Genomic DNA, 25636 nt, shown 5'->3' on the forward strand with positions numbered 1-25636 from the left:
TAGGCTCCGCGCCCATGTGGCATGACGTTGTCGATCTGCGGGAGTTCTACGAGACCCGCCGCGGCCAGGTGGCGCGCCATATGGTGCGCCGGGCCGTGCGCTCGGTCTGGCCGGACGTGACCGGCCAGCGCGTGCTGGGGCTCGGCTTCGCCACGCCTTACCTGCGCCAGTTCAGGAGCGAGGCCGAGCGGGTGCTGGCCTTCATGCCGGCCTCCCAGGGGGTGCTGCACTGGCCGCCGGAAGGGCCGGGGGTGGTTTCCCTGGTCGAAGAGACAGAGCTGCCGCTGCCCGATTACTCGGTCGACCGGGTGCTGCTGGCCCACGGCCTGGAGAACAGCGAGGCCCTGCGGGCCCTGCTGCGGGAGATCTGGCGCGTGCTGACCGGCGACGGCCGCCTGCTGGTGGTGGTGCCCAACCGCCGCGGCATCTGGGCGCGCTCCGACCGCACGCCGCTGGGCTGGGGCCATCCCTACAGTGCCGCCCAGCTTTCCCGGCTGCTGCGGGAGAACATGTTCACGCCGACGCGGACCGAGCGGGCGCTCTACGTGCCGCCCACCACCTCCCACACCCTGCTGCGCTCGGCCCCGGCCTTCGAGCGCATCGGCGCGCGCTTCTTTCCCACCTTCGCCGGCGTCGTAATGATCGAATCAGGCAAACAGCTCTACGCCGGTTCCGTCAAGCGGGTGCGCGGACGCATCGGCAAGCCGGTGGTGGTCCAACTGCCCCAGGCCGCCGGCCGCGTGCACCGAGAGAGAACGCCGAAGCCGACCTGAGCCGGTCGCGCGATGGAGACGGTCCCGGCGAACGCCTATGACCTACGAGGAGTTCAACGCCTTCTGCAAAGCCCTGCCGGCCACGACCCACGTCGTGCAGTGGGGCGGCTCCCATGTCTGGAAGGTGGGCGGCAAGGTCTTCGCCATCGGCGGCTGGGCCGAGGGCGCGCCGGCCTACACCTTCAAGACCAGCCCGCTGTCCTATGAGATCCTGCAGGATCAGCCGGGGCTGCGCCCGGCCCCCTATCTCGCCTCGCGCGGCATGAAGTGGATCCAGCACTACGCCGCGCCGGGCCTCGCGGACGACGCGCTGAAGGACTACCTGCGCGAATCCCACCGCATCGTGGCTCTGGGTCTTTCCAAGAAGAAGCAGCGCGAACTGGGGCTCGCCGACTCCTGACAGCGGAGGGGCTTAGTCCTTGCGCAGGCGGAAGATCGCCTTTTCGCCGAGCAGGTTGGCGAGCGGGCCGCCCCAGATTGACCCCAGCAGACCCTTCTGCGGGCGGTCGTTGCGCAGGACGAGGGTTTCCTCGATCTCCAGCCCGCAGGCCTCACAAAGCGCGATGAAGTCGCGGATCGTGCAGAAGTGGATGTTCGGGGTCTCGTACCAGGCTTCCGGCAAGGAGTCCGTGACCGGCATGCGCCCGCGCAAGGTCAGATGCAGGCGCACCTGCCAATGGCCGAAGTTGGGGAAGGAGACGATGGCGTGGCGGGCGATGCGCACCATCTGTTCGAGCACCCGGCGCGGGTCGCGGGTCGCCTGCAGGGTGAGGCTGAGGATGGCGTAGTCGAAGGCGCGGGCCGGATATTCCACCAGATCGGTGTCTGCATCGCCCTGGATCACCGAGAGGCCCCTGGCCACGCAGGCATTCACGTTGCGCTGAGACAGCTCGATGCCGCGGCCGACCACCTCGCGCTCGCGGATCAGATGATCCAGCAAAGCGCCGTCGCTGCAGCCGATGTCGAGCACCCTGGCCCCGCGGTCGACCATGCGGGCGATCAGCGCGAGGTCGCTGCGCAGCGGAGCGGCGCTGCGGGCGGCGCTGGTGTCGAGCGGGCTCATCGGTCGGGTTCCGGTTGCTGCAGTCATGAGAAGGGGGTCATTGGAGGGCATTCATGGGAAGCTGAGACCCCGATGTTCGGCGCAGCCGTTCAGGAAGCCGGCGAGGGTCCCGCGGAATTCCGGCTCGTCGAGCAGGAAGGCGTCGTGGCCGGCGTCGCTTTCGATCTCGACGAAGCTGACGTCGGCGGCGACGGCGTTGAGGGCATGGACGACGTCGCGGTTCTCCGAGGTCGGGAACAGCCAGTCGCTGGAGAAGGAGATGACGCAGAAGCGCACCGGGGTGTCGCGGAAGGCCTGGGCAAGCTGCCCGCCGGACTCCTGGGCCAGGTCGAAGTAGTCCATCGCCCGGGTGATGTAGAGATAGGAGTTGGCGTCGAAGCGCTGCACGAAGCTGGCGCCCTGATGGCGCAGATAGCTTTCCACCTGGAAGTCGGCGTCGAAGCCGAAGGTCAGGCCGCGGCGGTCCTGCAGGCGGCGGCCGAACTTGCGGTGCAGCGCCGGCTCGGAGAGGTAGGTGATGTGCGCGGTCATGCGTGCGACCGCCAGGCCGCGGTCCGGGTTGCGTCCCTCGGCGATGTAGCGGCCGCCGCACCAGTCCAGGTCGGCCATGATCGCCTGGCGCCCGACCTCGTGGAAGGCGATGTTCTGGGCCGTGTGGCGGGCCGCGGTGGCGATGGGCACGGCGGCGAAGACCTTCTCCGGGTAGCTGGCCGCCCACTGCAGCACCTGCATGCCGCCCATGGAGCCGCCGGTCACGCAGAACAGCTTGTCGATGCCCAGCCGGTCGATCAGCAGCTTCTGGGCCCGTACCATGTCGGCAATGGTGATCACCGGAAAGTCGAGCGCCCAGGCCTCGCCCGTCGCCGGGTTCGCCGACTTCGGTCCGGTGGTGCCCATGCAGCCGCCCAGCACGTTGACGCAGATGACGAAGAAGCGCTCGGTGTCCAGCGCCAGGCCGGGGCCAACGATCTGGCTCCACCAGCCGGGCTTGCCGGTCACCGGATGGGTGCCGGCCAGAAACTGGTCGCCGGTCAGGGCATGGCAGACCAGGATGGCGTTGGACTTGTCGGCGTTGAGACGGCCGTAGGTCTGGTAGGCGAGGGTGAAGGGTCCCAGCGCCACGCCGCAGTCGAGCATCATCGGCGTGTCGCCGCCGAACTCGGCGGTCAGGCCGTCCTGCCGCGCCTGCTGCTGGGCTGTCTCCGCGGCATCCTCCGCCTCCTCGGCTGCCCCTTCGACCGCCCCGTCGACCGCTGTGGCTCCCGGCTGTTCGCTCACCGTCACTCCTCTGTCTTCGCCCGTTCCCGGGGCTTGGCCGCTGCACGGATCCGGCGCCCCTTCGGCTGCCGCCGCGGCGCCCACTCCGGCCAAAAGGCCTCTATCCTAGCGAGAGGGCCCTTAGCTAGGGAGCAAGGACCCGCTCTGTCAACCTTTCCCATGGTCGCACAAGCGGCGCAGCAGAAGGCGCAGCGGGGCGCCGACCGCCCTCCGCCCTGGCTGCCGGGGTGGCCCCCGGCATGGTCCGCGGGGTGGTCCCCGGCATGGTCCGCTGGGTGGTCCCTGGGGCGGCCGGGTTAGTGTAAGGTTTCCTTTGATTTTACCCAACCCAGCGACTATCAGTAGCTCCGCCTTGGCTGCAGGTATCGGGCCCGAATGTCAGAAAAACCGCCATCTCTGGACGATTTGCGTCGCCAAATCGACGAAATCGACAACGCAATCCACGACCAGCTCATGCGCCGCACGGAACTGGCGCGCCAGATCGCCCTGGCCAAGGGAACCAACGCCGTCATCATGCGCCCTGGGCGGGAAGCCCGGGTTCTGCGCCGGCTCGTGGGGCGGCATCAGGGGCTTTTCCCCAAGCCGGTCGTCTGCCGCATCTGGCGCGAGATCATCTCGGTCTTTACACGCTTGCAGGGTCCCTTCGCGGCGGCGGCTTTCGCGCCGGAGCACGGCACCGATCTCTCGCTGCTGGCGCGCGACCACTTCGGCTCGCTGACGCCGATCACCGGCTATGGATCGGAAATGGGGGTGCTGCGGGCGGTCAGCGATGGCAAGGCCAACATCGGGATTCTGCCGCTGCCGGAATCGGACCGGGGCACACCCTGGTGGCCGAAGCTGGCGCGCAGCGGGCGCGCCTCGCCCAAAATCATCGCCCGTCTGCCCTTTGCGCCACTGGACGGCGGGCGCCGCTCGGGCCCCGAGGCGGTGGTGATCTCCCTGGCCGAGCCGGAGGAAAGCGGCGGCGACCGCGGCTACCTGATCGTCGAACTGGACGAGGCGGTGTCCCGCGGCGCCCTGAAGACCTTGCTGTCCGATGCCGGCTTTGCGGTGCGCAACACCCAGGCCTGGGTCGATGCGCCGGACCGCACGCTGCACCTCGTCGAGGTGGAGGGTTTCCTGGCGAGCGACGATGCCAGGGTCGCCGCGCTGGTCGAGGAGGTTCCGCAGGTCAGCCACGCCTGGGCGGTCGGCAGCTTCGCCGTTCCGTTGACGCCGGAAGATCTGGCGGCCCAGCCGGTTGCGGCCATCATGGCCGGGGCAGGGGCAGGGGCAGGGGCCGGAGCAGAAAGCAGCGGTGCGTCATGACGGCGGCAGAAGGCCCGACGCCGCGCCCTGGGATTCTGGATGTCGCGCCCTACGTCGGCGGTGAGTCCAAGGCCGCCGGGGTCAACCGGGTCATCCGCCTGGCCTCCAACGAGAACCCGCTGGGGCCGAGCCCCAAGGCCGTGGCCGCCTATGCCGCGGAGCAGGACGACCTGCACCGCTACCCCGATGGCGGCGCCCGGGCCTTGCGCGAGGCCATTGCCGAGTCCGAAGGGCTGGATGCGGCGCGTATCACCTGCGGCGCCGGCTCCGACGAGTTGATCGCCCTGTTGGTGCGCGCCTACGCCGGCCCCGGCGACGAGGTGCTCTACAGCGAGCACGGATTCCTGATGTACGGAATTTCCGCCCGCACCGCCGGGGCGACCGTGGTCGCGGCGCCGGAGGTGGCGCTGACGGCTGATGTCGACGCCCTGCTTGCGCGGGTCACCGAGAGAACGCGCCTGCTGTTCCTGGCCAATCCCAACAACCCGACCGGCAGTTACATCTCGGAGGCGGCGCTCACACGTCTGCATCAGGGGCTGCCGCCCGGCGTGCTGCTGGTGGTCGATGCCGCCTATGCGGAATACGTTGCTGCAGCGGACTACCCGCAGCCGGCCCGCCTCGTCGAGCAGGCCGACAACGTGGTCATGCTGCGCACCTTCTCCAAGATCCACGGCCTGGCGGCGCTGCGTCTCGGCTGGGCCTATGCGCCGCCGGCGGTCGTCGACGTCCTGAACCGGGTCCGCGGCCCTTTCAACGTCAGCCAGGCCGCACAGGCGGCGGGCATCGCCGCGGTGGGCGATGCGGCCTATGTGGCGCGCTCGCGCGCGCACAACGACGAATGGCGCGGCTGGTTTGCCCGGGCGGCAACGGCGGCGGGGGTCGAGCCTCTGCCCAGCGTCGGCAACTTCGTCCTGCTGCGTTTTCCCGGCGGGCAATCCCAGGCCGAACAGGTCCTCGCGGCCCTGAAGCGCCGGGGCGTGCTGGTGCGCGGTGTTGCGGCCTATGGTCTCGCCAACTGCCTGAGGGTGACCGTCGGCACCGAAGAGGAAATGCGGGTGACGGCCGAGGCGCTGCAGGAAGCCCTCTCGGAGACGGGCGCATGAGCAGCCCCGCTGTATCCAAGGCTGCGAAGGGTGGCGAAGGGCCGATGTTCGGCCGTGTCGCCCTGCTGGGGGCCGGGCTCATCGGCTCGTCCCTGGCCTGGGCCATGCGGGCGCGGGGACTGGCGGACCACGTCGCCGCCCATTCCAGGCGTGCCGAAACCCGCGCGAAGATCGAGGAACTTGGGTTCGCCGATTCCGTTCATGCCGATCCCGGCGATGCGGTTGAGGGGGCGGATCTCGTTTTCTTCTGCGTGCCCGTGGGCGCCAACGCTGCGGTGGCCGAGGCGATCGGTCCGCGCCTTACCCCGGGCGCCATCGTCACCGATGTCGGCTCGGTCAAACAGGCGGTGATCCGCGACATCGGCCCCACCTTGCCCGAAGGCGTGCACTTCATTCCCGGCCACCCTGTCGCCGGTACCGAGTTTTCAGGGCCGGAGGCCGGTTTCGCCGACCTCTTCGAGCAGCGCTGGTGCATCCTGACGCCGCCGCCGGGCACCCACGAGGACCAGGTGGAACGGCTGGTGCGCTTGTGGCAGGCCCTGGGCTCGACGGTCCAGATCATGGATGCGGCCCATCACGACAAGGTGCTGGCCATCACCTCTCACCTGCCGCACCTCATCGCCTATACCATCGTCGGCACGGCCACCGACCTGGAGGAGAGCGAGCGCGCCGAGGTGGTGAAGTTCTCCGCCGGCGGCTTCCGCGACTTCACCCGCATCGCCGGTTCCGACCCCATCATGTGGCGCGATGTCTTCCTGCATAACCGGGAATCGGTGCTGGAGATGCTGCAGCGTTTCTCGGAGGACCTGACGGCGCTGCAGCGCGCGATCCGTTGGGGCGAGGGCGAGACCCTGGAGGGGCTGTTCCGCCGCACGCGGGAAATCCGCGCCGGCATCATCGATGCCCACCAGGCCGGCTCCTTCGATCCTAGAGAACCGGAGCGATCGGGAACAACGGGACCGGTCCCAGAAAAAGCAGGCCGTCCCGCAGAGTAATCGGCGCTTCCAGCACCGTCGTCCCGCTGGCGGCGTCGCGCCGTCCCATGGCGGCTACGGCAAGCTGCGCGGCGAAGGCGGCTTCCGGCTTGATGCGCCCGTCTTCGACAAGACGTTCGATGATCTCGTCCGCGCCCTTCAGTTTGGTATCGAACAGCCCGGCCGGGCGCAGCGCCTGATCGAGGCCGAGCCGCCCTTCGGCCTGCAGGTCAAGGGGCCCCCAGAGCGCCGAGAGGCTTTCGAAGCGCCAGAGGCCGCCGGCATCGCGCCACTGCGGCAGAGACTCCGCCGGCTTTCCGCGGGGAATGCCGCCGACCACCGTGGAGCGGAAGGACAGCCGCTCCAGGGAATCGCCGAGGGGACCGCCTTCGCCCTCAGGCAGGCTCACGGAGACCGCCTCTCCCATGAGGTTCAACGCGTCGGGGTCGCCGGCCTGCGACGGCCGCAGCGGGCCCAGGCGGGCCGTCAGCCGGTCCACCGTCAGCGGCTTCAGGTCCGGCCCATTCACCCGCAGGGCGCCGAGATCGACGGAGGCGCTGTCGACCTGGCCGTCAAGGGCCAGCACCACCTGCCCGCGGGCCTCCCCCGTTGCGACATCGGCGGCCCGTTCCTCCTGCCCCTCGGCCAGGCGAAGCTGGTGCGTGCCGGGGAACGCGAGATCGATGGTGAAGGGATCCCAGAGCTTCGCCTCCCCCCGGATCGGCGGCCCCTGCCAGCTCAACCCCTGTGGACTGACCGCCTTGGGCTGGTTGAAGGTGACCGTCAGGGCGAAGGGAAAGCCGCCCATATGGGGGCCGTCGTAGTCGATCTCATAGCCGCGTTCGATCTGCTCGGCACGCCAGCGCGCGATGCCTTCGGCCAGGGCCTGCGAAGCCCAGTACCAGTAGGCCGATACCGCCAGCGCAAAGACCACGAGGGCGACCGTGCCGAGGCTGACGAGGCGGGTGCGACGCATGCGCGCGGTGGCTCCTTTCCGCAAGGGGTCGGGCTGCGGGCTTCGCAGATCGGCGCATCATAGCCGCGCCGGCCCTCTTGTTGCGGATCAAATTGCCGCTGTCCATTCCAGGGGTAGGCTGGAGCAGGCTTGAGGGGGCGGCTGCGATTTGTTGGTATAGCAGCCGCTGCGCAGATGTATCGGAACACAAAATGACGGAAAGCCGGTGGCCGGAGTTCGACGACCCCGACAACCTCACGCCCGAGGAACTGGCCGCCCGCCGTCTCGACCTCCCGGATGGTCAGGATTTCTGGGTTTTCGGCTACGGCTCGCTCATGTGGCACCCCGGCTTTCCCCACGTCGAGGTGCGCATCGCCCGCCTGAACGGCTTCCACCGTAGCTTCTGCGTCTTCTCCCACCGCTACCGCGGTACGCCACAGGTCCCGGGGCTGGTGCTGGGGCTTGACCGCGGCGGGTCCTGCCGCGGGCTGGTGTTCCGGGTCCCCGCCGGCGAGGGCGAGGAGGTGCTGGACTACCTCTACGCGCGGGAGATGATCACCGGCGTCTATCATCCGTCCTGGCGGGCCGCCAAGACCGATCAGGGCAGCGTCTCGGCGATTACCTTCGTCGTCGACCGCGCCCACCGCCAGTACGCCGGCGGGCTCAGCCACGACGATATGGTGGGTCTCATCCTGCAAGGCCACGGCGCCCGCGGGCCCTGCATGGAGTATCTCGAGAACACCGTGCACCACCTTCAGGCCCTGGGCCTGCGCGACCGCGCCCTCGAGCGCCTGCTGAAGGAAGCCAAGGCAAGGCGCGCCGCCTCCGGTTCTTCCGACTCCGGTTCTTCCGACTCCGGGGCGGCCGATCGGGGGCTCGTCACATCTTAGTGTAGTGTCGTGAATTGATCGCAGGGGCTGTTGGTCAATATTTCTAGGCCATCAGGCACCCGCCTGTCCCTTCAACAGGAGATGCGAGGTTCTCCCCCATGATGCGCAAGCTATTACTGGCATCGGCCCTGTCGGTGATGACCGTTGGCGCGGCCCAGGCCGGCGAGCAGTACGTTGACGAAACCGGCTACGCGATCAGCGGCTATGACGCGGTGGCCTATTTCGACCTGAAGCAGAACCCCGTCGGCTCCCAGCAGCCCCAGGCGGTGCGCGGCAAGGCCGGCATCACCGCCGAGTACAATGGCGCCACCTGGGCTTTCGCGAACGAGGCAAACCGCGACAAGTTCGTTGCCGATCCGGCGAAGTACGCGCCCCAGTACGACGGTCACTGCGCCTATGGTCTGGCCCAGGGCGGCAAGGTCCCCGCCAATCCCAACCTCTGGCGCATTGTGGACGGTAAGCTCTATTTGAACATCACGCCGACGGTGGTCGGGTTCTGGGAGGGCGATATTCCCGGTAACCTCGAGAAGGCCGACGGCATCTGGTCGAAGAAGGAACCCCTTCCCGCTTCAACCAAGAGCTGGAAGGCCATCAATGACAATGACGGAACCTACGAGGGTCCGGCCCCCATTGAAGGATAGCCTTCGGCTTACACCGGACCGCGTTTCGGATCTGTTGTAAGCTCTGCCAGCGGGGCTTCCGCAGATCGGGGATCGGATGAGGAACATTCATCAAGAGGAGACATCAGTCTATGGCTGAAAAAGGGAAAGTTGTATCAGCGGCGATGATCGCCGGTGCTGTGGCTCTGGCGGTTTCGGCAACCGCGCAGGTGACGCCGGCCAGCGCCCAGGCAAAGGAAAAGTGCTATGGGATCTCTCTGGCCGGTCAGAACGACTGCGCTGCGGGCCCCGGCACGACCTGCGCCGGCACCTCGACCGTGGACTATCAGGGCAATGCCTGGACCTTGGTTCCGGCCGGGGACTGCCTGAAGTACGGCGTCGAGGAAACGACGGCGGACTTCGAGCTTCCGGGTGACCGCAAGGGCTCGCTGGAGGCTATTGACCGCGACCTGCCGGCCTGACGCCGGCCTCAAGGACCGCCGGCCCGTCCTTGGACGGGGCGGTTTGAAGGGGAGCGCCGGTCCGGGCAAAGCAGCAGCGATGACCGGACCGGCGTTCGCCTCTTTTCTCTCAACCTTGAACCTGTTTAATCCTGACAGATGCTGTGACTGGTGATGGCGCGTTCTTCGACAATTCCAGCCCGCGCGGGTGTCGGCCTGAAGGCCCAGCACTACGAGGCTGTTCTGGACGGCCGGCCGGACCTGGGCTGGTTCGAGGTCCATGCCGAGAACTACATGGGCGCCGGCGGGCCGCCGCATCACTACCTGACGCGCATCCGCCGCGACTACCCGCTTTCGCTGCACGGCGTCGGGCTGTCCATCGGCGGGGCGGCGCCCCTCGACGAAGCGCATCTGGCACGCTTCAAGGATCTGGCCGAGCGCTATGAGCCTGGCCTGGTGAGCGAACACCTCGCCTGGTCGACGCACAACGACATCTACTTCAACGATCTGCTGCCGCTGCCCTACACCAATGAGACGGTGGTGCGGGTGAGCGACCACCTGGAACGCATGCAGGATGTGGTGGGTCACCGCGTTCTGCTGGAAAACCCCTCCACCTACGTCACCTTCAGGGAAAGCACCATGAGCGAGATCGATTTCCTGAAGGCGGTGGTGAAACTCAGCGGCTGCGGCCTGCTGCTGGACGTGAACAACGTCATGGTCTCCGCCACCAACCAGGGTACGGCCCCCGAGGCCTACATCGACTCCTTTCCTCTGGAGCATGTCGGCGAAATCCACCTCGGCGGGCACGCCCGCGAAGACGACGACCAGGGCAACACGCTGCTGATCGATGCCCACGACCGGGCGGTGGATGACGCTGTCTGGCGGCTTTACGACCGCAGCCTTGCCCGCGGCGGTGCCAAGCCCACCCTCATCGAATGGGATAACGACCTGCCTGACTGGGAGACTCTTTATTCCGAGGCCCGGGCCGCCGAGCAGCTGCTCGAGGTCCGCAAGATCTCCGGCCGCGTGCCGCCGCTGGCGAAGCGCCGCAGAGCCCATGTCGCCGCAGGCTGACTCGCTGGCTGCGCTGCAGCAGGCGTTTTCCGCCGCGCTGCGCGACGCTGCGCAGCCGGTGCCGGCGCCAATTGCGGTGGGTGCCGAGGGGCCCGCCGCCCGCGGCTTCGACGTCTACCGCAACAATGTGGCGGTCAGCCTCATCGAAGCGCTCGAGGCCGCCTTTCCGGTGGTCCTTCGGCTGGTCGGCGCGGACTTCTTCAAGGCGACGGCCAGGGCCTACATCGCCGAGGAACCGCCACGGTCGCCCGTACTGCTGCTGTATGGCCGGGGCTTCGGGGATTTTCTCGAGACCTTCCCTCCGGCTGCGGGTGTGCCTTATCTGGGGGACATGGCACGGCTGGAGTGGGCGCAACTCTACGCTTACCACGCCAGCGACGCCGCCCCCCTGGAGATTGACTGCCTCTCGGCGGTGCCGCCGGCCGAGCTCGGCAGCCTGTGCTTCGTGCTCCATCCCTCCCTCCATCTCATCCGCTCGCGCTGGCCGGTCGTCTCGCTCTGGGCTGCGAGCGGAGGGGCGGCTGATGAGACGGACATCGACATGAAGAGCGGCCAGGAAGCTGCGGTCATTCGCCCGGCCTTGAAGGTGGAAACCCGCCTGCTCCCGCCAGGCGGCCACGACTTCATCGCCGACCTGATGGAAGGCGCAACCTTGGGCGCGGCTGCCGAACGGGCCGTCGAGCGCGATCCGGCGTTCGACCTTGCCGTCCATCTGCAGGGCCTTTTCGAGATCGGCGCCGTGACCGCGCTCCTGCCTTCGGGCCCTGATACCCAGACACTCCAGTAAGGATGAACGAGAGATGATGACCCGATTGACAGCAGTTCATGGCCGGATCTTCGGTGCGGTGGAGGCGAAGCTGGACGGCTGGTTCCTGGGCCTGTCTGCGCGCCTGGTCTTTGCAGCCGTGCTCGCGGTCTACTATCTGCATTCCGCCGCCACCAAGGTAGGAGAGGGTGTCCTCGGGTTTTTCAGCATCGGCGACAACGCCTACTTCCAGATCCTGCCCTCGGTGGTGGAGGCCTACGGTTACGATGCCTCCCAGGTGCCCTTCTTTCCCTACGACCTCATTGTCTTCGCCGGCACCTATGCGGAGTTCGTCCTTCCGATACTGATCGTGCTGGGGCTCTTCACGCGGCTTGCCGCTCTCGGCATGATCGGCTTTATCGTCGTGCAGTCCTATGTCGATATCGCCTTCCACGGCGTCGACGCGGCCACCATCGGCAGTTGGTTCGACCGCCTGCCAAGCGCGGCCATCCTCGACCAACGGGCGCTCTGGGTCTTCCTCTTGGTTTATCTCGTTGTGCGCGGCGCCGGCGCGCTCTCTCTGGACGCTGTGTTCGGGCGTGTGTTGGCGGGAAGGGGCCCCGCCGCTGCGGGGCAGATGCACTTGCAATAGCCGCAGCACCGGTTGGGCCTGGCGCGCCCTAAAGCTTCGTCACCAGGTTGATCCACTCATCCTTGTCGCTGCGCCCGAAGGGTGCGACTTTCGGGATGCGCTTTCCGGTGGGCTGGTAGCCGAAGTTGCGCTGGTACCAGGCGACCACGCGCTCGTCATCGGCGTTGGTGTAGAGTTCCTTGATGCCCTGATCGCGCAGATAGTCCTGGCGTGTCTGCTGAAGCGCCGCCCCCACGTTGTGGCCGCGATAGGCTGGGTCGACCGCCAGCAAGGTGGTCTTGGCTGTGGTCGCATCGAGGATCCGATAGCCGCCGACGCCGATCACGACGCCGTCGAGTTCCGCCACGAAACAGTCGCTGAGAGGGAAGCTGGGCATCTCCGGGCCGCCGATGTGATGAAAGTTGGCGCCTTCCAGCACTTCCATCATGCGCGGCCAGTCTTCCTCGACCGGGCGGCGGATCTTGACCTTGGGATCTGCGGCGGGCTTGTCCAAAGCTTCAGGCTTCCTTGCGGGCACCGGATCTTCCCGGTCTCCTCTGACGCGGGAAATCTCAGGAGGTGGAACCTTAGGAGATTGTGAACCAGAAGTCTTTCCGCATTCTAAACCGGCCGATCACTGCCGACCGTCCCGGCGGTCTCTTAAATGCGCTTAGGCCTCAACTGCACTTGGAATAGCCGCAGCTCGTGCAGAGGTCGCAGCCTTCCTGGCGGATCAGCCCGGCGCTGCCACACTTCGGACACTGGGCGAAGCGCTGCGTTCCTGCGGTGGCGGCGATCTTGACGGCGCCGCCCTGCGCGCCGAGCTGCGGGCGCTCCTTGGGTTGCAGGAAGCCGATCTCCACCATGTGCTGTTCGATCACACCGCCGATGGCCGCTAGCAGGGAGGGCACATAGCGGCCCTCCATCCAGGCGCCACCGCGCGGGTCGAAGACCGCCTTCAGTTCCTCCACGACGAAGGAAACATCGCCGCCGCGCCGGAACACCGCAGAGATCATGCGGGTCAGTGCCAGCGTCCAGGCATAGTGCTCCATGTTCTTGGAGTTGATGAAGATCTCGAAAGGCCGCCGCCGCGGTTCCTTGCTGCCCCCGGCCTTGCCGGGAGACTCCTGCAGAATGTCGTTGAGGGTGATGTAGATGGCGTGGTCGCTTTCTGGCCAGCGCAGCTTGTAGGTGCAGCCGGGCAACATCGCCGGCCGCGCCAGCGGGTCGGTCATGTAGACGACGTCGCCTTCGGCCGGCGGTGCCGGCGGCGTGGCCGCAAGGCTTGCCTCGCGCAGTTCCGGTTGCCGCTCTTCGCTTTGCACCGTCAGCACGGCGCCGGTGATCTCGTTGGGCCGGTAGGTCGTGCAGCCCTTGCAGCCGAGATCGTAGGCCTGGGTATAGACGTCCTTGAAGGCCTCGAAGGAGATGTCGGCGGGCAGGTTGATGGTCTTGGAGACCGAGCTGTCGATGTAGCGCTGCACCGCGGCCTGCATGACCAGATGCGCCGCCGGTTCTAGGGTCTGGGCATCGACGAAAGCCTCGGTCAGCGGGGCGTCCGGTCCTTTGAGGCGGCGGTAGAGACGATAGGCATGGTCGCTCACTTCCTCCTCGCGCCGGCTGCCGTCGGGCTGAAGGATGCGCCGGGTGTAGGCGAAGCTGAAGACCGGCTCCAGGCCCGAGGAGATGTTGTCGGCAAGCAGGGAGATGGTGCCGGTGGGCGCGACCGAGGTGACCAGGGCGTTGCGGATTCCATGCTTTGCGACTCCATCCCGCAGATCCTGGTCCAGTTCGCCGATCGACTCGCCGGCCAGGTAGGCCTCGCGGTCGAACAGCGGGAAGGGGCCTTTCTCGGCGGCCAGGTCGATGGAGGCCTGATAGGCGGCCTTGCGGAAGGCGGCCATCCAGCGCTCCGTCGTCGCGACGGCTTCGGAAGAGCCGTAGCGCAGCCCGCAGCAGATGAGTGCGTCGGCGAGCCCGGTGATCCCCAGGCCGATGCGCCGCTTGGCCTGGGCTTCCTGGCGCTGGGTCTCCAGCGGGAAACGCGAAACGTCGATGGCGTTGTCGAGCATCCGCACCGCCGTCGGCACCAGTGTCTCCAAGGCCGCCATGTCGAGGGCGGCATCGTCCCCAAAGGGCTGCGTCACCAGGGCTGCGAGATTGATGGAGCCCAGCAGGCAGGCGCCGTAGGGCGGCAGGGGCTGTTCGCCGCAGGGGTTGGTGGCACAGATGGTCTCGCAGTAGTGCAGATTGTTGCGCCGGTTGATGCGGTCGATGAAGATCACGCCGGGCTCCGCCGCCGCGTAGGTGGCGCGCATGATGCGCTCCCAGAGATCGCGGGCCTGCACCACGCGGTAGACCGTGCCGTCGAAGGTCAGCGGCCAGGCTTGGTCTTCGCGCACCGCCTGCATGAAGGCGTCGGTGACCAGCACCGAGAGGTTGAACATCGAGAGGCGGCCCGGCTCCTGCTTGGCCTCGACGAAAGCTTCGATGTCCGGGTGGTTGCAGGCCAGGGTCGCCATCATGGCGCCGCGGCGCGACCCGGCGCTCATGATGGTGCGGCACATGGCGTCCCAGACGTCCATGAAAGAGAGCGGCCCCGAGGCGTCGGCGCCGATGCCGTGCACCACGGCGCCGCGCGGCCGCAGGGTGGAGAAGTCGTAGCCGATGCCGCCGCCCTGCTGCATGGTCAGGGCCGCCTCTTTCAGGTGCTCGAAAATCCCCGCCATGTCGTCGGGGATGACCCCCATGACAAAGCAGTTGAAAAGGGTGACGTTCCGCTCGCTGCCGGCGCCGGCCTGAATGCGTCCGGCCGGCAGGAAGCGGAAATCGCGCAGAGCGTCTTCGAATCGCGTCTCAATAGAACTTCTGGTTGCCGAATCCGATTCGGCGGCGGCCAGGGCCCCCGCGATGCGCCGCCAGCTGTCGCCCAGCGTTTTGTCCACAGGCTCCCCGGAGGGGGCCTTGAGCCGGTATTTCATGTCCCAGATCTCTTGCGACAGGGCCGAGAATTCAGACATGGGCGAACCTCTCGCGGGCCCTAAGATCCCGCATTTGTGCGATATTTCGGCGGAAACGCTGTGCTGACGATAGGTCCGCCGAAGAACCCGGTCAACGGGCTTCGTCAGGCGCTCCGGCTTCCGATTCGCCGCCTGCGCCGGGCTTGGCAAGCGGAGAATCAGCCAAAACGGCCGGCGCCCCGGGAGCTGTCCACAGCTTTGCGCACAAGCTAACCGGCCTGCTTCAGCGACCGCTCTGCACGCCCATGGGTTGCGATTTCCGCCAGCTTCCGGCTGCGTCCTTCAACCGCCGCTTCCAGCCGTTGCAGGAAGGCCTTGCGGTTCAATCCCGGCTCGATGGCGGGCAGGAATTCCAGGGTGATCCGGCCCGGCTGCTTGACGAAGCTGCGGCGCCCCCAGAACAGCCCGGAGTTCAGGGCAACCGGGACCACCGGGATGTTGAGCTGCCCGTAGAGCGCCGCCACGCCGGGGTGGTAGGGCCGCTGCTGTCCAGGGGCGACCCGGGTGCCCTCCGGAAAGATAACGATCGGGCGGCCCTGAGCGGCCACCCTCTTGGCTTGGGCCACCATCTTGCGCAGGGCCTTGCTGCCGCCGGCGCGGTCGACCGGCACCAGGCCGGCCCGGATAAGGTACTGCCCGAAGACCGGGATCCAGGTGAGCTCCTGCTTCAGAACGAAGCTGTGGTCCCAGAGCAGCAGCGAGTAGATCAAGGTGTCCCAGGCGGACTGATGCTTCGACGCGACCAGGAAGGCGCCCTGGGGAAGGTTCTCCCGGCCGCGGATGTCGTAGCGCAGGTCGCAGAGGACGGCGAGGGCGGCCATGATGCCGCGCACCCAGAAGCGGCCCAGGTGATAGAGCCCGCTGCGCGGCCCCAGCATCAACGGCAGCCCGAGAAGCAGGACGACGGTGGTCCAGAGATAGAAGAAGACGTTGAACAGGAAGGAGCGCAGCTTGGTCATGGCAGATCAGTCATCGCAGATCAGTCACGGCAGGGCGGCGACCATGCGGTCGAACCAGCCGCGCACCACGGCGACGAGGTACTTGCTGTACTCGGTGACGAGCAGGGAGGAACTGCCCGGCCAGAGCCACCAGTCATCGTGCTTGAAGGGCTCGGGAAAGACCGGGTGAGGCACGATCTCGGCCTCCGGCATGCGGCGCCGGAACTCCAGGAGCGAACGTGGCATGTGGTAGTTGGCGGTGACAAGCCGCAGGGAGCGTGCGTTCTGCGCTGCGATCCAGTCCGCCGTTTCGATGGCGTTGCCGCGGGTGTTGTCGGCCTCGTAGCCCAGGAAGACGCAGCAGGAAAGCTCCTCCGGCGATTGCTGGAAGAGTTCCAGGAGCTGACGGACATCGACGCCGCGGTAAACGCCGGAGACGAAGAGTTTGTCGGCCTTCTGCTCGGCCAGCAGGTCGAGCGCGATGTTCAGCCGGTCGCTGCCGCCGGTCAGCACCACGATGGCATCGGTGCGGCTGTCGCTGTCCGCGACGGCGGTGGGCAGCAGCGTCGCGAACCACAACAGGCCGGCGCCCCAGGCCAGGGCGGCGATGACGGCCAGCACCAGCAGGCCGCGCAGGCGGCGGAGGCCGCGGCTGAGCGGCGAGGCGCGGTCCTTCTTGATCGTTCGCAGGCGCATCAGGGCATTCTAGCCAGGGTGCGCAAGACTGTAATCCGCGCTGTCATCATGGCCACCAGTGCCGAAGCCACCGGCAACAGCACCAGAAGCGACCACTCGATCGGCAGAAGCTGCATTTCCGGCAGCAGGCCGCTGTCGATTCGCTGCAGCAGGTGACGCCCGAGATAAAGGGTCGGGAGCGCGCAGAGCAGGCCGATCAGGCCGCCGCGCAGTCCGAGGCTGAGGGCGTGGCTCTGAAACTGGCGTGCTACGTAGGAATCCTGCGCCCCGATCAGGTGCAGAACCTCGATGGCCTGCTCATGGGCCGCCAGACCCATGCGTGTGACGAAAGCGACCATGATGGCGGCGGCCAGGACGACCAGCGCAACCACCACGATGGCCATCGCCTCGATGGCCCAGGTCAGGTCCAGCAGATGGCCCAGCCAGCGTTGGTGGTCGTCCACGAGGCTGCCCGGCGCAACCGCCAGCACTGCGCGGCGCAGGGCGTTCAGATCAGGCGGCTGATCGGCGTCCACGGTTACCGCAATCAGCCCCGGCAGCGGCAGGTCCGCGGTCAGGCCCGCGTCGCCGAGCCAGGGCTCCAGCAGCGCGGCGATGTCCCGGGTGTCGAGTCGCTCCACCGCGGTCACGCCCGGTGTGTCCCGCAGCAGGGCAACCACCTGCTGCGCCACGGGGTCGCCCTCGCCGCCTTCCGTCGCGGCGGGCCCGGCGGCGGGAAGCTGTACGGTCAGCGCACCGCTCAGCCCGCTGTCCCAGCGGTCGGCAAGCTTGCTGGCCACCATCGCGCCGGCCAGGGCGAGGGCCGCCAGGTAGACCATGATCGCGACCAGCAGCGGCAGGTAGCGCCCGGTCGCGTCGCGGTCCAGCGGGACTGCCTGGCGCCGCCGCCTCATGGGCTTTCCCGGCCGGCCACGGCGGCCGCGGACTTGGCAGTGGCCGGGTTTGCACCGGGACCTGCGGCGGGCGTCTTGGCCATCTCTCCGGAGGGGGCGATTGCGCCGACGCTCAACCGGGTCACTGGATGGGGGAAGCGGTCGACAAGCGATTCGTTATGCGTGGCGATGACCACGGTGGTGCCGATCTTGTTCAACTCTTCGAAGAGATAGAGCAGGCGCACGGCCATGCGGTCGTCCAGATTGCCGGTCGGCTCATCCGCCAGCAGCAGGTTGGGCCGGCCGATGACCGCCCGGGCAATGGCGACGCGCTGCTGCTGGCCGCCGGAAAGCGTCGGCGGCAGGGCGTCCATGTGGTCGGCCAGACCGACCCAGGTCAACAGTTCCTCCACGTCCTTATCGCTGCGGCCGTGGGCCTGGCCGCTGATCTGCAGAGGCAGGGCCACGTTCTCGCGCGCGGTCAGATGGTCGAGCAGGCGAAAGTCCTGGAAGACGACTCCGATTCGCCGTCGCAGCAGCGCCGTTTCGGGGCGCGACAGTTCGGTGACGTCGCGTCCGAACAGCGTCACCCGGCCGGCGCTGGGATGCTGGGCCAGGTACATCATGCGCAGCAGCGACGACTTGCCGGCGCCGCTGGCGCCGACCAGAAAGTGATAGGATCCAGGGTCGAACTGCAGGGAGATGTGCTTCAGGATCTCCGGCCCAGTGCCATAGCGCAGCGCGACGTCCTCGAAGCGAACCAAGCTCGGATTCCCCTTTGCGGAAGCCTGAATCGAAAATGGCATAGGCAAGTCAGTCCCGTAAAGGTTCCTGCTCATGCCTTGCTTTGATTATACCGCGCCCATATAAGGTTATCGGATTACCTGCCGTTGGGGGTAGCCGGCCGTTCATGATTGTTACCTGTCCTGCCTGTGGAAGCCGCTTTGCCGTCGAGCGCGAGCACCTCGGTTATGACGGGCGAATCGTACGCTGCGGAAAATGCGGCAACTGCTGGCACCAGATGCCGGAGGAGGAGCCGCCCGCCGCGGCGCCGGAACCGGCCGAACCTCCACCGCCGCCGCCCCCGCTGCCCAAGCGCCGTGCCGCACCTGCGAAGGCCAAGGCCAGAAACAGCGCCGGCCTGGGTTGGCTCGCTCTCCTGGCGGTGCTGGTCGCGCTGTTTGCCGGCGCCTGGTTCGGGCGCGAGCAGATCGTCGCCCAGTTCCCGCAGTTCGAAACGCTCTACGCCACCCTGGGCGTTCCGGTAACCGCGCCCGGGCCGACCCTGGAGCTGCGGGTTGGCGAACCGCGGGTCACCCAGCGCGACGGCGACAGCATCATCCTGCTCAGCGGGTCGGTGACCAACATCACGGACCGCAAACAGACGGTGCCCAAGCTGCGCGCCCGCCTGACCGACGGAGAAGGCGCGGTGCTGCGCGAGTGGGAGTTCGAAGCGCCCAGGGCCGAATTGGATGCGGGTGCAGCGGTCGATTTCGCGACCGAGACGGTCGATCCGCCGGCCGAGGGCCAGAACCTCACCATCACCTTCGTTCAGGACGAGGAATAGCCGGCCTCATCGGCGCCTCGGACCTGCTCCATTAAGGCTTGTTTAACCACGCGGTGGCAGTTTGGCGAAGAGGCCGTGCGGGGGTATGGCCGGCGCCGGAGGCGTCACGCAGACGCGGTGATCGGCCGGGCCCTCTCATGGAAACGCCTGAAAAGCCGCAGAGTCCGGGCGCCCGCCCGAGACGAGAGGCCGCTGGAGACCGTTACACAATGGCGCATATCCTGGTCGCCGAAGACGACACCGCAGTTCAGAGTTTTGTCAGTCGCGCACTCGCCCACCGCGGTCACAAAGTGACGTCGGTGGAAGACGGTGTGCAGGCCCTCGAGGCGCTCGGCGGTTCCAGTTTCGACCTCCTGATCACCGACATCGTGATGCCCAGCCTCGACGGTATCGGTTTGGCCCTCAAGGTCGCCAAGGACTATCCCAGCATGCCGGTGCTTCTGATGACCGGCTATTCGGCGGAACGCCAGCGTGCGCACAACCTCGAAGAGCTGATCTGCGAGGTGATCACAAAGCCTTTCACGCTGCTCGAGATCTGCGAGGCCGCCGAGGCGGCGCTGTCCAGCGAGCCGATGACCTGCCACTAGAGTGTTCAGGTTCCGTCGGAGACACGTACTGGTCTTGCCGGAACACTGAAAGGCCGCTCGCGACGCCATCGTCTTCTTGTGCTTGAGGGCGTAATCGGCGCCCTTGCCGGTGTCTCTCAGAACCGCTTCAGCAGACGGTCGATGTACTCCAGCTCTTCGGCAGGCCGGTTGCGTTCGCCGCGCCGCCGGCGCAGTTCGTCGACGATCTCGCGGCTGCGCTGCAGCTCCATTTCCTCGGGGATCTGCACGCCCTCGTTGGAGAAGGCCTCGCCCGCCGGGCGGTTGTTGTCGCGTCCCAGCGGGTCGCGGCCGTTGGGCCCGAAGCGGCCTGAGACGCTGCCCTCGCCGGTCTCGCCGGGCTGATTGGCGAACATCTCCATGAAGCGGTCCAGGGTGGCCTGCATGCCCTGCTGAAGCTGGTCCAGCGAGCGGGTCTGCGGCGGCACCGCCTGACCGGGCTGTTCGCTGTTGAGGGCGTCGCGGGCATCGCGCATCTCGCGCTCGGCCCGGCCCAGCGGGCGCGGAATGTCGCCCATGACGTCGCCCAACTGGCGCATCAGTTCGCCCAGACTGCGGCGCAGGGCTTCCTGGCGCTGGGCATCGGTCAGGTCGGCGCTCTGCTGGCCTTGTTGTCCCTGCTGACCCTGCTGGCCCTGTTGTCCCTGCTGCCCTTGCTGGCCCTGTTGCCCCTGCTGCTGGCGCCCGCGCTGCGACCGCTCGAAGCTGCGGTCCAGCAGATCACGCTGCTCGCGCATCATGTTTTCCAGGTTCTCCATCATGCGCGAGGCATCCTGCATGTCCTGGTTCATCTGGCCTGCATAGGGATTGGCGGTCAGGTTTTCCAGCATCTCACGCAGCTGGGAGAGCAGCTCGCGCGCGGCATCGCGGGCGCCCGACTGCGCCAGCTCGCGTGCCTGATCGATCATGCTCTGCAGGTCCTGGCGGTCGAGCAGCTGCGCGTTGGGCGGCAGCTCCTGTTCGCCCGGCTGCTCGCCGCGGGCCATCTGCTCGCGCATCTGTTCGGCCAGTTCGTCGAGGAAGTTGTTGAGCGCGGCCTGCAACTCGTCGATCAGGCGCTGGATCTCGTCGTCTCCGGCGTCGCGCGCCAGGGCGTCCATCAGCGCCTGCTGGGCATCGCGCAGGGCGCGTTCGGCGATCGCCAGTTCGCCTTCCTCGATTCGCAGCGCCGTGTCCCAGAGGAGCTGCTGTACCTCGGTGATGGCCTGCTCTGACGGATCGTAGATCAGGCGGCGCTCGGCGGAGCGGATCGCCAGCGCGACCACCAGATCGTGGAAGAAATGGTCGGGGCGCTCGTAAATGGCGCTCAGGGCCTGGACGATCGGCAGGCGCGACTCGGGCTTCAGGGTGAGCTGCTTGCGCAGTTCGACCAGAGCCCGGGCAACGGGATGGTTGAAGACGCGTTCCGGCAGCACCGTACGCAGGGTTTCGCTGCGCCCCTCCTGGCCCGGATGGTCGCGCGCGATCAGTTGGATTTCGACGGCCAATCCGGCCCAGGGGTGCGGCGTCAGATCGCGGTAGGTCGTCGCGGCGGTGGCCTTGGGCGCGGCCCCGGGCACCACCAGATCGATTTCGATGGGCGGCTCTTCGGGTTTGTCGATGCGCTTGATCTCGGCTCTTGCGGCAACGACGCCGTAGTCGTCCTCGGCCTGATAGGCGAGGCGCAGGGCGGCACGCTCGCTGCGGCCCGGCGCCGACTCGAAGACGATGCTGGGCGCCGTGTCGGGAACCAGTTCCAGCGGCCACTCCGCCAAGCTGCGGCTGCCCTGGCGGATGGCCAGGCTGGAGCCTTCGGTCAGAATGTGCTCCAGGCGGTAGGCTTCCTGCGCAAAGGGCTCGAAGGCTTCGGTATTCTCATCGATCTGTAGGCTCGGCGCCGTGCTGCCGCCCTGGACCTGGGCCAGCAGCACACTGCCGCTCGGTACCCGCAGGCGCTCGCCGCTCTCTCCGCCGCTGCCTTCCGCATCCAGATAGAGCGGGGCCAGGCCCGTGTAGGTCGGCGGGTTGATCCAGGCATCCAGACTGGGCGGCAACGTCGGTTCGCCCTGGAACTGCGGGGTCATCGCGCTGGCCAGGCGGGTCGTGACGTTGCCGTCGGAACTGGCAAAGCCGACAAAAATCAGCAGCAGCACAAGGCCGCGCAGGGCCCAGGGGTCCAGCCCGGCGAGCCCGGGCCGCGGCAAGAGGACGCGCAGGCCTGTAAGGCGGCTGATGGCGCGCTTCTGATGGGCGCGCCACAGGGCTTTCGACTCCACGTCGCTGAGGCCGGTCATCATGCGGTCGTCGAGCGCCGTCAGGGGCCGGTGGGAGAGTTCGCTGTCCCGCTCCAGCCGGCGCTTGCCGGCGGCCTCGTCGGGCAGCGCCACCACCGTGACGGCGCGCCAGAGGGCATAACCGAGCGCAGCGACAAAACCGATCAGGATGAGGCTGTGGAGCCAGGCCGGCAGCGCCGGCAGGATTCCGAAAAGGGCCAGTGCGAGGAACAGCCCGCAGATCCCCAGCACGGGCCAGACCGCGCGCCAGATCGCTTCCCAGGCGACAGCGCCGCGCGCCAGGCTCAGCAGGACGCCGAAGCGCCGGAGGCTGCGCTCGGTGGCGCGGCGCTCCTCGGCGCGGCTCACGCCCGCTGACCAGCGGTTCTGATTCGGGCTGGTCTGGTTCGGGTTGGCGGTCTTGGAGGGCTCGCCTCCCGGGGCAGGGCCGCGGGTGCCGCCATCGGCGTTGTTGCTGGAGTTACCGCTGGAGTTACTGCTTGAGTTACTGGGCCAACTCGAGGTCATCGTCCCTCCTGTCCTTTCGTCCCCCAGCTCTCTGCCCCCAACCAACGCTCCGCTCCGGGCCGCCACGCAGTCTTTGGCGCCTGCGGCCCAAACGCTTCAGCCTGCAGCCTTCCTTACGGCCGGCTGGGCGGCCCCGTCGCTCAGCCAGTCCGGCAGATGGTCCTGCCCGATCATTGTGTCATAGTTCATGCGCTCGCGCACCACTGCAAAGCGTCCGCCGCGTACCAGGACTTCCGGGGGCAGCGGGCGCGAATTGTAGGTCGATGCCATGACGAAGCTGTAGGCCCCGGCGGAGCTGAACACCAGCAGGTCGCCCTCGGCCAGCGGCGGCAAGGGGCGCTGCTTGGCGAAGGTATCGGTGGATTCGCAGACCGGCCCGACCACGTCGACCGGCCGCAGCGCCGTTCCTTCCGGCGCCGCCTTCACCGGCAGGATTTCGTGCCAGGCATCGTAGAGGGAGGGGCGGATCAGGTCGTTCATCGCCGCATCGACGATGACGAAGCGGCGTGTGTCGTTGTCCTTTACATAGAGCACGCGCGTGACCAGCAGCCCCGCGTTGCCGACCAGCGAGCGCCCAGGCTCGAACACCAACTCGGCGTCCAGGCCGTCCACAAGCCCGCGCACCATGGTCGCATAGTCGCGCACCCGCTTCTCGGTTTCCGCGAACTGCGCCTGCAGATCGTGCGTGTAGCTGATGCCGATGCCGCCGCCCAGATCGACGCGGCGCAGCGGCAGGCCTGCGGCGCGCAGCTCATGATAGAGCGCGATAAGCCGCTGGAACGCCGTGCGGTAGGGTGCGATGTCGGTGAGCTGCGAGCCGATGTGGACCGCCAGTCCTTCGAAGCGGATGCCCGGCATGCTCTTGATGTTCAGCATATAGTCGCGTGCCGCGCCGGCATCGATGCCGAACTTGCTGTCGGCCCGCCCGGTGGTGATCTGGTCCAGCGTGCCCGCGTCGACGTCCGGGTTCACGCGCACCGCGACCGGGGCGGTGGTTCCGCGCTGGCTGGCGACCTGGGAAAGCAGCTCCAGTTCGGCCAGCGACTCGACATTGAACTGCATGATCCCGGCATCCAGGCCCGCGGCCATCTCTGCTGCGGTCTTGCCGACACCGGCAAAGACGATCTTCTCGGCCGGAACACCGGCTGTCAGGGCGCGGCGAAGCTCGCCTTCGGAGACGACGTCGGCGCCGGCGCCCAGGTCGGCGAAGGTCTTGATCACCGCTTGGTTCGAGTTGGCCTTCAGCGCATAGCAGATGGTCGCCGGCAGCCCGGAAAGAGCAGCGGCGAAACTGCGGTAGCTGTGTTCGAGGGCATCGCCCGAGTAGCAGTAGAACGGCGTGCCGACCTCCTCCGCCAGGCGATCGAGCGCGACCTCAGAGACCTGCAGGCCGCCGTCGCGATAGGCAAAGAAGGTGCTGTCCATAAGAACGGATCCTCGGCGTTCGCAGCGCTGCTGCCGGCTAGTAGGTCGTGGTCTTGGTGCGGCTGTCTTCGAAGATCGAGAAGGGTCCGCGGTTTTCCTGCGGGTTCTCGCCTTCGGGCGGCGGCCCGACGGTGCCCGGCGCCGGATAGGCCTGCGGGTAGGTATAGGCCTCTTCCTCGCCGGTCGGGGGCTTGGGCGAGCCCTTTTTGCCGCAGGCGGCGAGGCCGCCCGCAATCAGCAGGCTTGCAGCGGCCAGAACCAGGACACGGCGGTGGCGGCCAGCGGTCATAGAAAACGCTCCCTTGCTGCGGCGATGGCCCGACGCACGGCCTCAGGGGCCGTGCCGCCTTCACTGTTGCGGCTCGCGACCGCCTTTTCAACGCTTAACACCTCGAAGACCTCGGCATCGATGCGCGGCTCGACCTCCTGCATGGCTGCGAGAGGCAGGTCGGCCAGGGCGCAGTCGCGCTCCTCGGCCAGGCGCACGATGCTGCCGGTCACGTGATGGGCCTGCCGGAACGGCATATCCAGGCGCCGCACCAGCCAGTCCGCCAGGTCGGTCGCGGTGATGAAGCCGTGATCGGTCGCCTGGCGCAGGTCTTCGGGCCGGGCCCGCATGTCCCGGACCATACCGGTCATTGCCGTGACGCAGAGCTGAAGGGTGTCGGCGGCGTCGAACAGCGGTTCCTTATCTTCCTGCATGTCCTTGCCGTAGGTCATCGGCAGGCCCTTCATCACGGTCAGCAGGCTGTTGAGCGCCCCGATCACCCGCCCGGCCTTGCCGCGGATCAGCTCGGCCGCATCCGGGTTGCGTTTCTGCGGCATGATCGATGATCCGGTGGTGAAGGCATCGGAGAGCTCGACGAAGCGGAACCCGGCCGAGCACCAGAGCACCAGTTCCTCGGCGAAGCGCGAGAGATGCAGCGCCAGGATCGAGCCGGCGGCGATGAACTCCAGCACGTAGTCGCGGTCGGCGACCGCATCCATCGAGTTCGCCATGGGCCGGTCGAAGCCGAGGCTGCGGGCCGTCGCCGCCCGGTCGATGGGAAAGGACGTGCCGGCCAGGGCGGCCGCCCCCAGGGGCGATTCGTTGAGCCGCTGCCGGCAGTCGGCAAGGCGGGCCCGGTCGCGCCCCAGCATCTCCACATAGGCCATGAGATGATGACCGAGGGTGACCGGCTGGGCGGCCTGCAGATGGGTATAGCCCGGCATGATGGTGTCGGCCTCGCGCTCGGCCTGGTCGATCAGCGCGGCCTGCAGGTCGCGCAGGGCCGGGTCCAGGCGGTCGATGGCATCGCGCGTCCAGAGGCGCACGTCCAGGGCGACCTGATCGTTGCGCGAGCGCGCGGTGTGCAGGCGGCCGGCGGCCTCGCCGATCAGGTCCCTGAGGCGCGCCTCGATGTTCATGTGGATGTCTTCCAGGCTTGCCTTGAAGACGAAGCGCCCGGCCTCGATCTCTGACAGGATCGTGTCTAGACCCGAGAGGATCGCGGCCCCATCTTCTGCAGAGATGATGGCCTGGTCGACCAGCATGGCGCAGTGGGCCTTGGAGCCGGCAATGTCCTGGGCATAGAGGCGCTGATCGAAGGAAATGGAGGCATTGATCTGTTCCATAACCTCCGCAGGACCGGCCGCAAAACGGCCGCCCCACATGGCGTTGGCGCCAATATCGCCCGCGCTTCCGGGTTCCGCGGCGGTTTCCGGCTTTGCGGCGCTTTCAGCCTCTGTTCCCTCTTGCGCCCCGGCCTTGGCAGCCAGATTTTGTGTCTCAGCAGTCATCCGCCTTTAGGGGGCCTCTCGCAGAATGATCATAAACAACGGGGTTAGGACAATCGCCGCCATGCTCCACGATCTGAGATCTCTCACGCCGCGGGCGGGG

General features: G+C 67.5%; 26 protein-coding genes. 13 read left to right on the forward strand and 13 right to left on the reverse strand.

The window, feature by feature from the left end:
- Nucleotides 1-14: 14 nt before the first annotated feature.
- A complete protein-coding gene (locus Q0982_RS12025) occupies nucleotides 15-773 on the forward strand; it encodes a class I SAM-dependent methyltransferase (RefSeq protein WP_299395772.1) in 759 nt (252 codons plus the stop codon).
- A gap of 37 nt (nucleotides 774-810) precedes the next feature.
- Complete coding sequence (locus tag Q0982_RS12030; protein ID WP_299395774.1) at nucleotides 811-1173, forward strand: MmcQ/YjbR family DNA-binding protein; 363 nt, start codon at nucleotides 811-813, stop codon at nucleotides 1171-1173.
- Nucleotides 1174-1185: 12 nt separating this feature from the next.
- On the opposite strand, the gene metW is transcribed toward Q0982_RS12030, so the two are convergent.
- Together metW and Q0982_RS12040 are read right to left on the reverse strand one after the other, a co-directional pair.
- Nucleotides 1186-1836, reverse strand: coding sequence for a methionine biosynthesis protein MetW (metW, locus tag Q0982_RS12035; protein ID WP_299395776.1), 651 nt, complete (start codon nucleotides 1834-1836; stop codon nucleotides 1186-1188).
- 51 nt (nucleotides 1837-1887) lie between these two features.
- Nucleotides 1888-3006, reverse strand: coding sequence for a homoserine O-acetyltransferase (locus tag Q0982_RS12040; RefSeq protein WP_299395879.1), 1119 nt, complete (start codon nucleotides 3004-3006; stop codon nucleotides 1888-1890).
- A 513-nt stretch (nucleotides 3007-3519) separates the two neighbouring features.
- Between Q0982_RS12040 and Q0982_RS12045 the strand changes: the two genes are divergently transcribed.
- The 3 genes from Q0982_RS12045 to Q0982_RS12055 are packed head-to-tail and all read left to right on the forward strand — an operon-like array spanning nucleotide 3520 to nucleotide 6520.
- Nucleotides 3520-4422, forward strand: coding sequence for a chorismate mutase (locus Q0982_RS12045; protein ID WP_299395779.1), 903 nt, complete (start codon nucleotides 3520-3522; stop codon nucleotides 4420-4422).
- The gene (hisC, locus tag Q0982_RS12050; RefSeq protein ID WP_299395781.1) at nucleotides 4419-5525 is read left to right on the forward strand and encodes a histidinol-phosphate transaminase; all 1107 of its coding nucleotides are present in this window, start codon (nucleotides 4419-4421) and stop codon (nucleotides 5523-5525) included. Before Q0982_RS12045 ends, hisC begins: the two co-directional genes overlap by 4 nt.
- Nucleotides 5522-6520, forward strand: coding sequence for a prephenate/arogenate dehydrogenase family protein (locus Q0982_RS12055; RefSeq protein WP_322097010.1), 999 nt, complete (start codon nucleotides 5522-5524; stop codon nucleotides 6518-6520). Before hisC ends, Q0982_RS12055 begins: the two co-directional genes overlap by 4 nt.
- Here Q0982_RS12055 and Q0982_RS12060 read toward each other — a convergent pair.
- A complete protein-coding gene (locus Q0982_RS12060) occupies nucleotides 6453-7475 on the reverse strand; it encodes a DUF2125 domain-containing protein (protein ID WP_299395784.1) in 1023 nt (340 codons plus the stop codon). The two genes, Q0982_RS12055 and Q0982_RS12060, sit on opposite strands and share 68 nt — an antisense overlap.
- A 191-nt stretch (nucleotides 7476-7666) precedes the next feature.
- Between Q0982_RS12060 and Q0982_RS12065 the strand changes: the two genes are divergently transcribed.
- From Q0982_RS12065 to Q0982_RS12090, 6 genes are all read left to right on the forward strand, one after another.
- Entirely contained in the window at nucleotides 7667-8344 is a 678-nt protein-coding gene (locus Q0982_RS12065) for a gamma-glutamylcyclotransferase (protein ID WP_322097011.1), read from the forward strand.
- A gap of 98 nt (nucleotides 8345-8442) precedes the next feature.
- Complete coding sequence (locus tag Q0982_RS12070) at nucleotides 8443-8985, forward strand: YHS domain-containing (seleno)protein (protein ID WP_299395786.1); 543 nt, start codon at nucleotides 8443-8445, stop codon at nucleotides 8983-8985.
- 110 nt (nucleotides 8986-9095) lie between these two features.
- Nucleotides 9096-9425 carry a DUF2282 domain-containing protein gene (locus Q0982_RS12075; RefSeq protein ID WP_299395789.1) on the forward strand — a complete coding sequence of 110 codons (330 nt, stop codon included), beginning with the start codon at nucleotides 9096-9098 and terminating at the stop codon, nucleotides 9423-9425.
- Nucleotides 9426-9578: 153 nt separating this feature from the next.
- Nucleotides 9579-10478, forward strand: a complete 900-nt coding sequence (locus Q0982_RS12080) for a DUF692 domain-containing protein (RefSeq protein ID WP_299395790.1) — start codon at nucleotides 9579-9581, stop codon at nucleotides 10476-10478.
- Nucleotides 10462-11265 (forward strand): DUF2063 domain-containing protein, encoded by an 804-nt coding sequence (locus tag Q0982_RS12085; protein ID WP_299395792.1) that lies wholly within the window; start codon nucleotides 10462-10464, stop codon nucleotides 11263-11265. The genes Q0982_RS12080 and Q0982_RS12085 overlap by 17 nt, the downstream gene beginning before the upstream one ends.
- Nucleotides 11266-11278: 13 nt before the next feature.
- Nucleotides 11279-11875 carry a DoxX family protein gene (locus Q0982_RS12090; RefSeq protein WP_322097012.1) on the forward strand — a complete coding sequence of 199 codons (597 nt, stop codon included), beginning with the start codon at nucleotides 11279-11281 and terminating at the stop codon, nucleotides 11873-11875.
- A 28-nt stretch (nucleotides 11876-11903) separates the two neighbouring features.
- Here the strand turns inward: Q0982_RS12090 and Q0982_RS12095 are convergent, their stop codons facing one another.
- From Q0982_RS12095 to ftsE, 6 genes are all read right to left on the reverse strand, one after another.
- Nucleotides 11904-12368, reverse strand: a complete 465-nt coding sequence (locus Q0982_RS12095) for a GNAT family N-acetyltransferase (protein WP_299395795.1) — start codon at nucleotides 12366-12368, stop codon at nucleotides 11904-11906.
- A 163-nt stretch (nucleotides 12369-12531) separates the two neighbouring features.
- Nucleotides 12532-14874 carry an adenosylcobalamin-dependent ribonucleoside-diphosphate reductase gene (locus tag Q0982_RS12100; RefSeq protein WP_299395797.1) on the reverse strand — a complete coding sequence of 781 codons (2343 nt, stop codon included), beginning with the start codon at nucleotides 14872-14874 and terminating at the stop codon, nucleotides 12532-12534.
- A 209-nt stretch (nucleotides 14875-15083) separates the two neighbouring features.
- On the reverse strand, nucleotides 15084-15833 hold the full coding sequence (locus tag Q0982_RS12105) for a 1-acyl-sn-glycerol-3-phosphate acyltransferase (RefSeq protein WP_299395800.1): 750 nt from the start codon (nucleotides 15831-15833) through the stop codon (nucleotides 15084-15086).
- 24 nt (nucleotides 15834-15857) lie between these two features.
- A complete protein-coding gene (locus Q0982_RS12110) occupies nucleotides 15858-16508 on the reverse strand; it encodes a YdcF family protein (protein ID WP_299395803.1) in 651 nt (216 codons plus the stop codon).
- Nucleotides 16508-17401, reverse strand: a complete 894-nt coding sequence (locus tag Q0982_RS12115; RefSeq protein ID WP_299395805.1) for an ABC transporter permease — start codon at nucleotides 17399-17401, stop codon at nucleotides 16508-16510. The genes Q0982_RS12110 and Q0982_RS12115 overlap by 1 nt, the downstream gene beginning before the upstream one ends.
- The gene (gene ftsE / locus Q0982_RS12120) at nucleotides 17398-18186 is read right to left on the reverse strand and encodes a cell division ATP-binding protein FtsE (protein WP_322097013.1); all 789 of its coding nucleotides are present in this window, start codon (nucleotides 18184-18186) and stop codon (nucleotides 17398-17400) included. The genes Q0982_RS12115 and ftsE overlap by 4 nt, the downstream gene beginning before the upstream one ends.
- 104 nt (nucleotides 18187-18290) lie before the next feature.
- On the opposite strand from ftsE, the gene Q0982_RS12125 reads away from it, so the two are divergent.
- Nucleotides 18291-18947: a DUF3426 domain-containing protein gene (locus Q0982_RS12125; RefSeq protein ID WP_299395807.1), complete on the forward strand. Its 657-nt coding sequence runs from the start codon at nucleotides 18291-18293 to the stop codon at nucleotides 18945-18947.
- Nucleotides 18948-19156: 209 nt separating this feature from the next.
- Complete coding sequence (locus tag Q0982_RS12130; protein WP_299395809.1) at nucleotides 19157-19534, forward strand: response regulator; 378 nt, start codon at nucleotides 19157-19159, stop codon at nucleotides 19532-19534.
- Nucleotides 19535-19650: 116 nt separating this feature from the next.
- On the opposite strand, the gene Q0982_RS12135 is transcribed toward Q0982_RS12130, so the two are convergent.
- From Q0982_RS12135 to argH, 4 genes are all read right to left on the reverse strand, one after another.
- Entirely contained in the window at nucleotides 19651-22332 is a 2682-nt protein-coding gene (locus Q0982_RS12135) for a TIGR02302 family protein (RefSeq protein ID WP_299395812.1), read from the reverse strand.
- A 96-nt stretch (nucleotides 22333-22428) separates the two neighbouring features.
- Nucleotides 22429-23757: a diaminopimelate decarboxylase gene (lysA, locus tag Q0982_RS12140; RefSeq protein ID WP_299395814.1), complete on the reverse strand. Its 1329-nt coding sequence runs from the start codon at nucleotides 23755-23757 to the stop codon at nucleotides 22429-22431.
- 37 nt (nucleotides 23758-23794) lie between these two features.
- Nucleotides 23795-24046: a hypothetical protein gene (locus Q0982_RS12145; protein ID WP_299395817.1), complete on the reverse strand. Its 252-nt coding sequence runs from the start codon at nucleotides 24044-24046 to the stop codon at nucleotides 23795-23797.
- Complete coding sequence (gene argH / locus Q0982_RS12150) at nucleotides 24043-25410, reverse strand: argininosuccinate lyase (RefSeq protein WP_299395896.1); 1368 nt, start codon at nucleotides 25408-25410, stop codon at nucleotides 24043-24045. Before argH ends, Q0982_RS12145 begins: the two co-directional genes overlap by 4 nt.
- Nucleotides 25411-25636 lie beyond the last annotated feature (226 nt).

Source organism: Pelagibius sp. (genome assembly GCF_028281305.1).
Classification (GTDB): Bacteria; Pseudomonadota; Alphaproteobacteria; order Kiloniellales; family Kiloniellaceae; genus Pelagibius.

Excerpts from the sequence above, each read along its gene's own strand:
- Q0982_RS12025 (WP_299395772.1), top strand. The coding sequence starts at position 15 with ATGTGGCATGACGTTGTCGATCTGCGGGAGTTCTACGAGACCCGCCGC.
- Q0982_RS12030 (WP_299395774.1), top strand. The coding sequence starts at position 811 with ATGACCTACGAGGAGTTCAACGCCTTCTGCAAAGCCCTGCCGGCCACG.
- metW (WP_299395776.1), bottom strand. The coding sequence starts at position 1,836 with ATGAGCCCGCTCGACACCAGCGCCGCCCGCAGCGCCGCTCCGCTGCGC.
- hisC (WP_299395781.1), top strand. The coding sequence starts at position 4,419 with ATGACGGCGGCAGAAGGCCCGACGCCGCGCCCTGGGATTCTGGATGTC.
- Q0982_RS12055 (WP_322097010.1), top strand. The coding sequence starts at position 5,522 with ATGAGCAGCCCCGCTGTATCCAAGGCTGCGAAGGGTGGCGAAGGGCCG.
- Q0982_RS12060 (WP_299395784.1), bottom strand. The coding sequence starts at position 7,475 with ATGCGTCGCACCCGCCTCGTCAGCCTCGGCACGGTCGCCCTCGTGGTC.
- Q0982_RS12065 (WP_322097011.1), top strand. The coding sequence starts at position 7,667 with ATGACGGAAAGCCGGTGGCCGGAGTTCGACGACCCCGACAACCTCACG.
- Q0982_RS12070 (WP_299395786.1), top strand. The coding sequence starts at position 8,443 with ATGATGCGCAAGCTATTACTGGCATCGGCCCTGTCGGTGATGACCGTT.
- Q0982_RS12075 (WP_299395789.1), top strand. The coding sequence starts at position 9,096 with ATGGCTGAAAAAGGGAAAGTTGTATCAGCGGCGATGATCGCCGGTGCT.
- Q0982_RS12080 (WP_299395790.1), top strand. The coding sequence starts at position 9,579 with ATGGCGCGTTCTTCGACAATTCCAGCCCGCGCGGGTGTCGGCCTGAAG.
- Q0982_RS12085 (WP_299395792.1), top strand. The coding sequence starts at position 10,462 with ATGTCGCCGCAGGCTGACTCGCTGGCTGCGCTGCAGCAGGCGTTTTCC.
- Q0982_RS12090 (WP_322097012.1), top strand. The coding sequence starts at position 11,279 with ATGATGACCCGATTGACAGCAGTTCATGGCCGGATCTTCGGTGCGGTG.
- Q0982_RS12100 (WP_299395797.1), bottom strand. The coding sequence starts at position 14,874 with ATGTCTGAATTCTCGGCCCTGTCGCAAGAGATCTGGGACATGAAATAC.
- Q0982_RS12105 (WP_299395800.1), bottom strand. The coding sequence starts at position 15,833 with ATGACCAAGCTGCGCTCCTTCCTGTTCAACGTCTTCTTCTATCTCTGG.
- Q0982_RS12110 (WP_299395803.1), bottom strand. The coding sequence starts at position 16,508 with ATGCGCCTGCGAACGATCAAGAAGGACCGCGCCTCGCCGCTCAGCCGC.
- Q0982_RS12115 (WP_299395805.1), bottom strand. The coding sequence starts at position 17,401 with ATGAGGCGGCGGCGCCAGGCAGTCCCGCTGGACCGCGACGCGACCGGG.
- ftsE (WP_322097013.1), bottom strand. The coding sequence starts at position 18,186 with ATGCCATTTTCGATTCAGGCTTCCGCAAAGGGGAATCCGAGCTTGGTT.
- Q0982_RS12125 (WP_299395807.1), top strand. The coding sequence starts at position 18,291 with ATGATTGTTACCTGTCCTGCCTGTGGAAGCCGCTTTGCCGTCGAGCGC.
- Q0982_RS12130 (WP_299395809.1), top strand. The coding sequence starts at position 19,157 with ATGGCGCATATCCTGGTCGCCGAAGACGACACCGCAGTTCAGAGTTTT.
- Q0982_RS12135 (WP_299395812.1), bottom strand. The coding sequence starts at position 22,332 with ATGACCTCGAGTTGGCCCAGTAACTCAAGCAGTAACTCCAGCGGTAAC.
- lysA (WP_299395814.1), bottom strand. The coding sequence starts at position 23,757 with ATGGACAGCACCTTCTTTGCCTATCGCGACGGCGGCCTGCAGGTCTCT.
- Q0982_RS12145 (WP_299395817.1), bottom strand. The coding sequence starts at position 24,046 with ATGACCGCTGGCCGCCACCGCCGTGTCCTGGTTCTGGCCGCTGCAAGC.
- argH (WP_299395896.1), bottom strand. The coding sequence starts at position 25,410 with ATGTGGGGCGGCCGTTTTGCGGCCGGTCCTGCGGAGGTTATGGAACAG.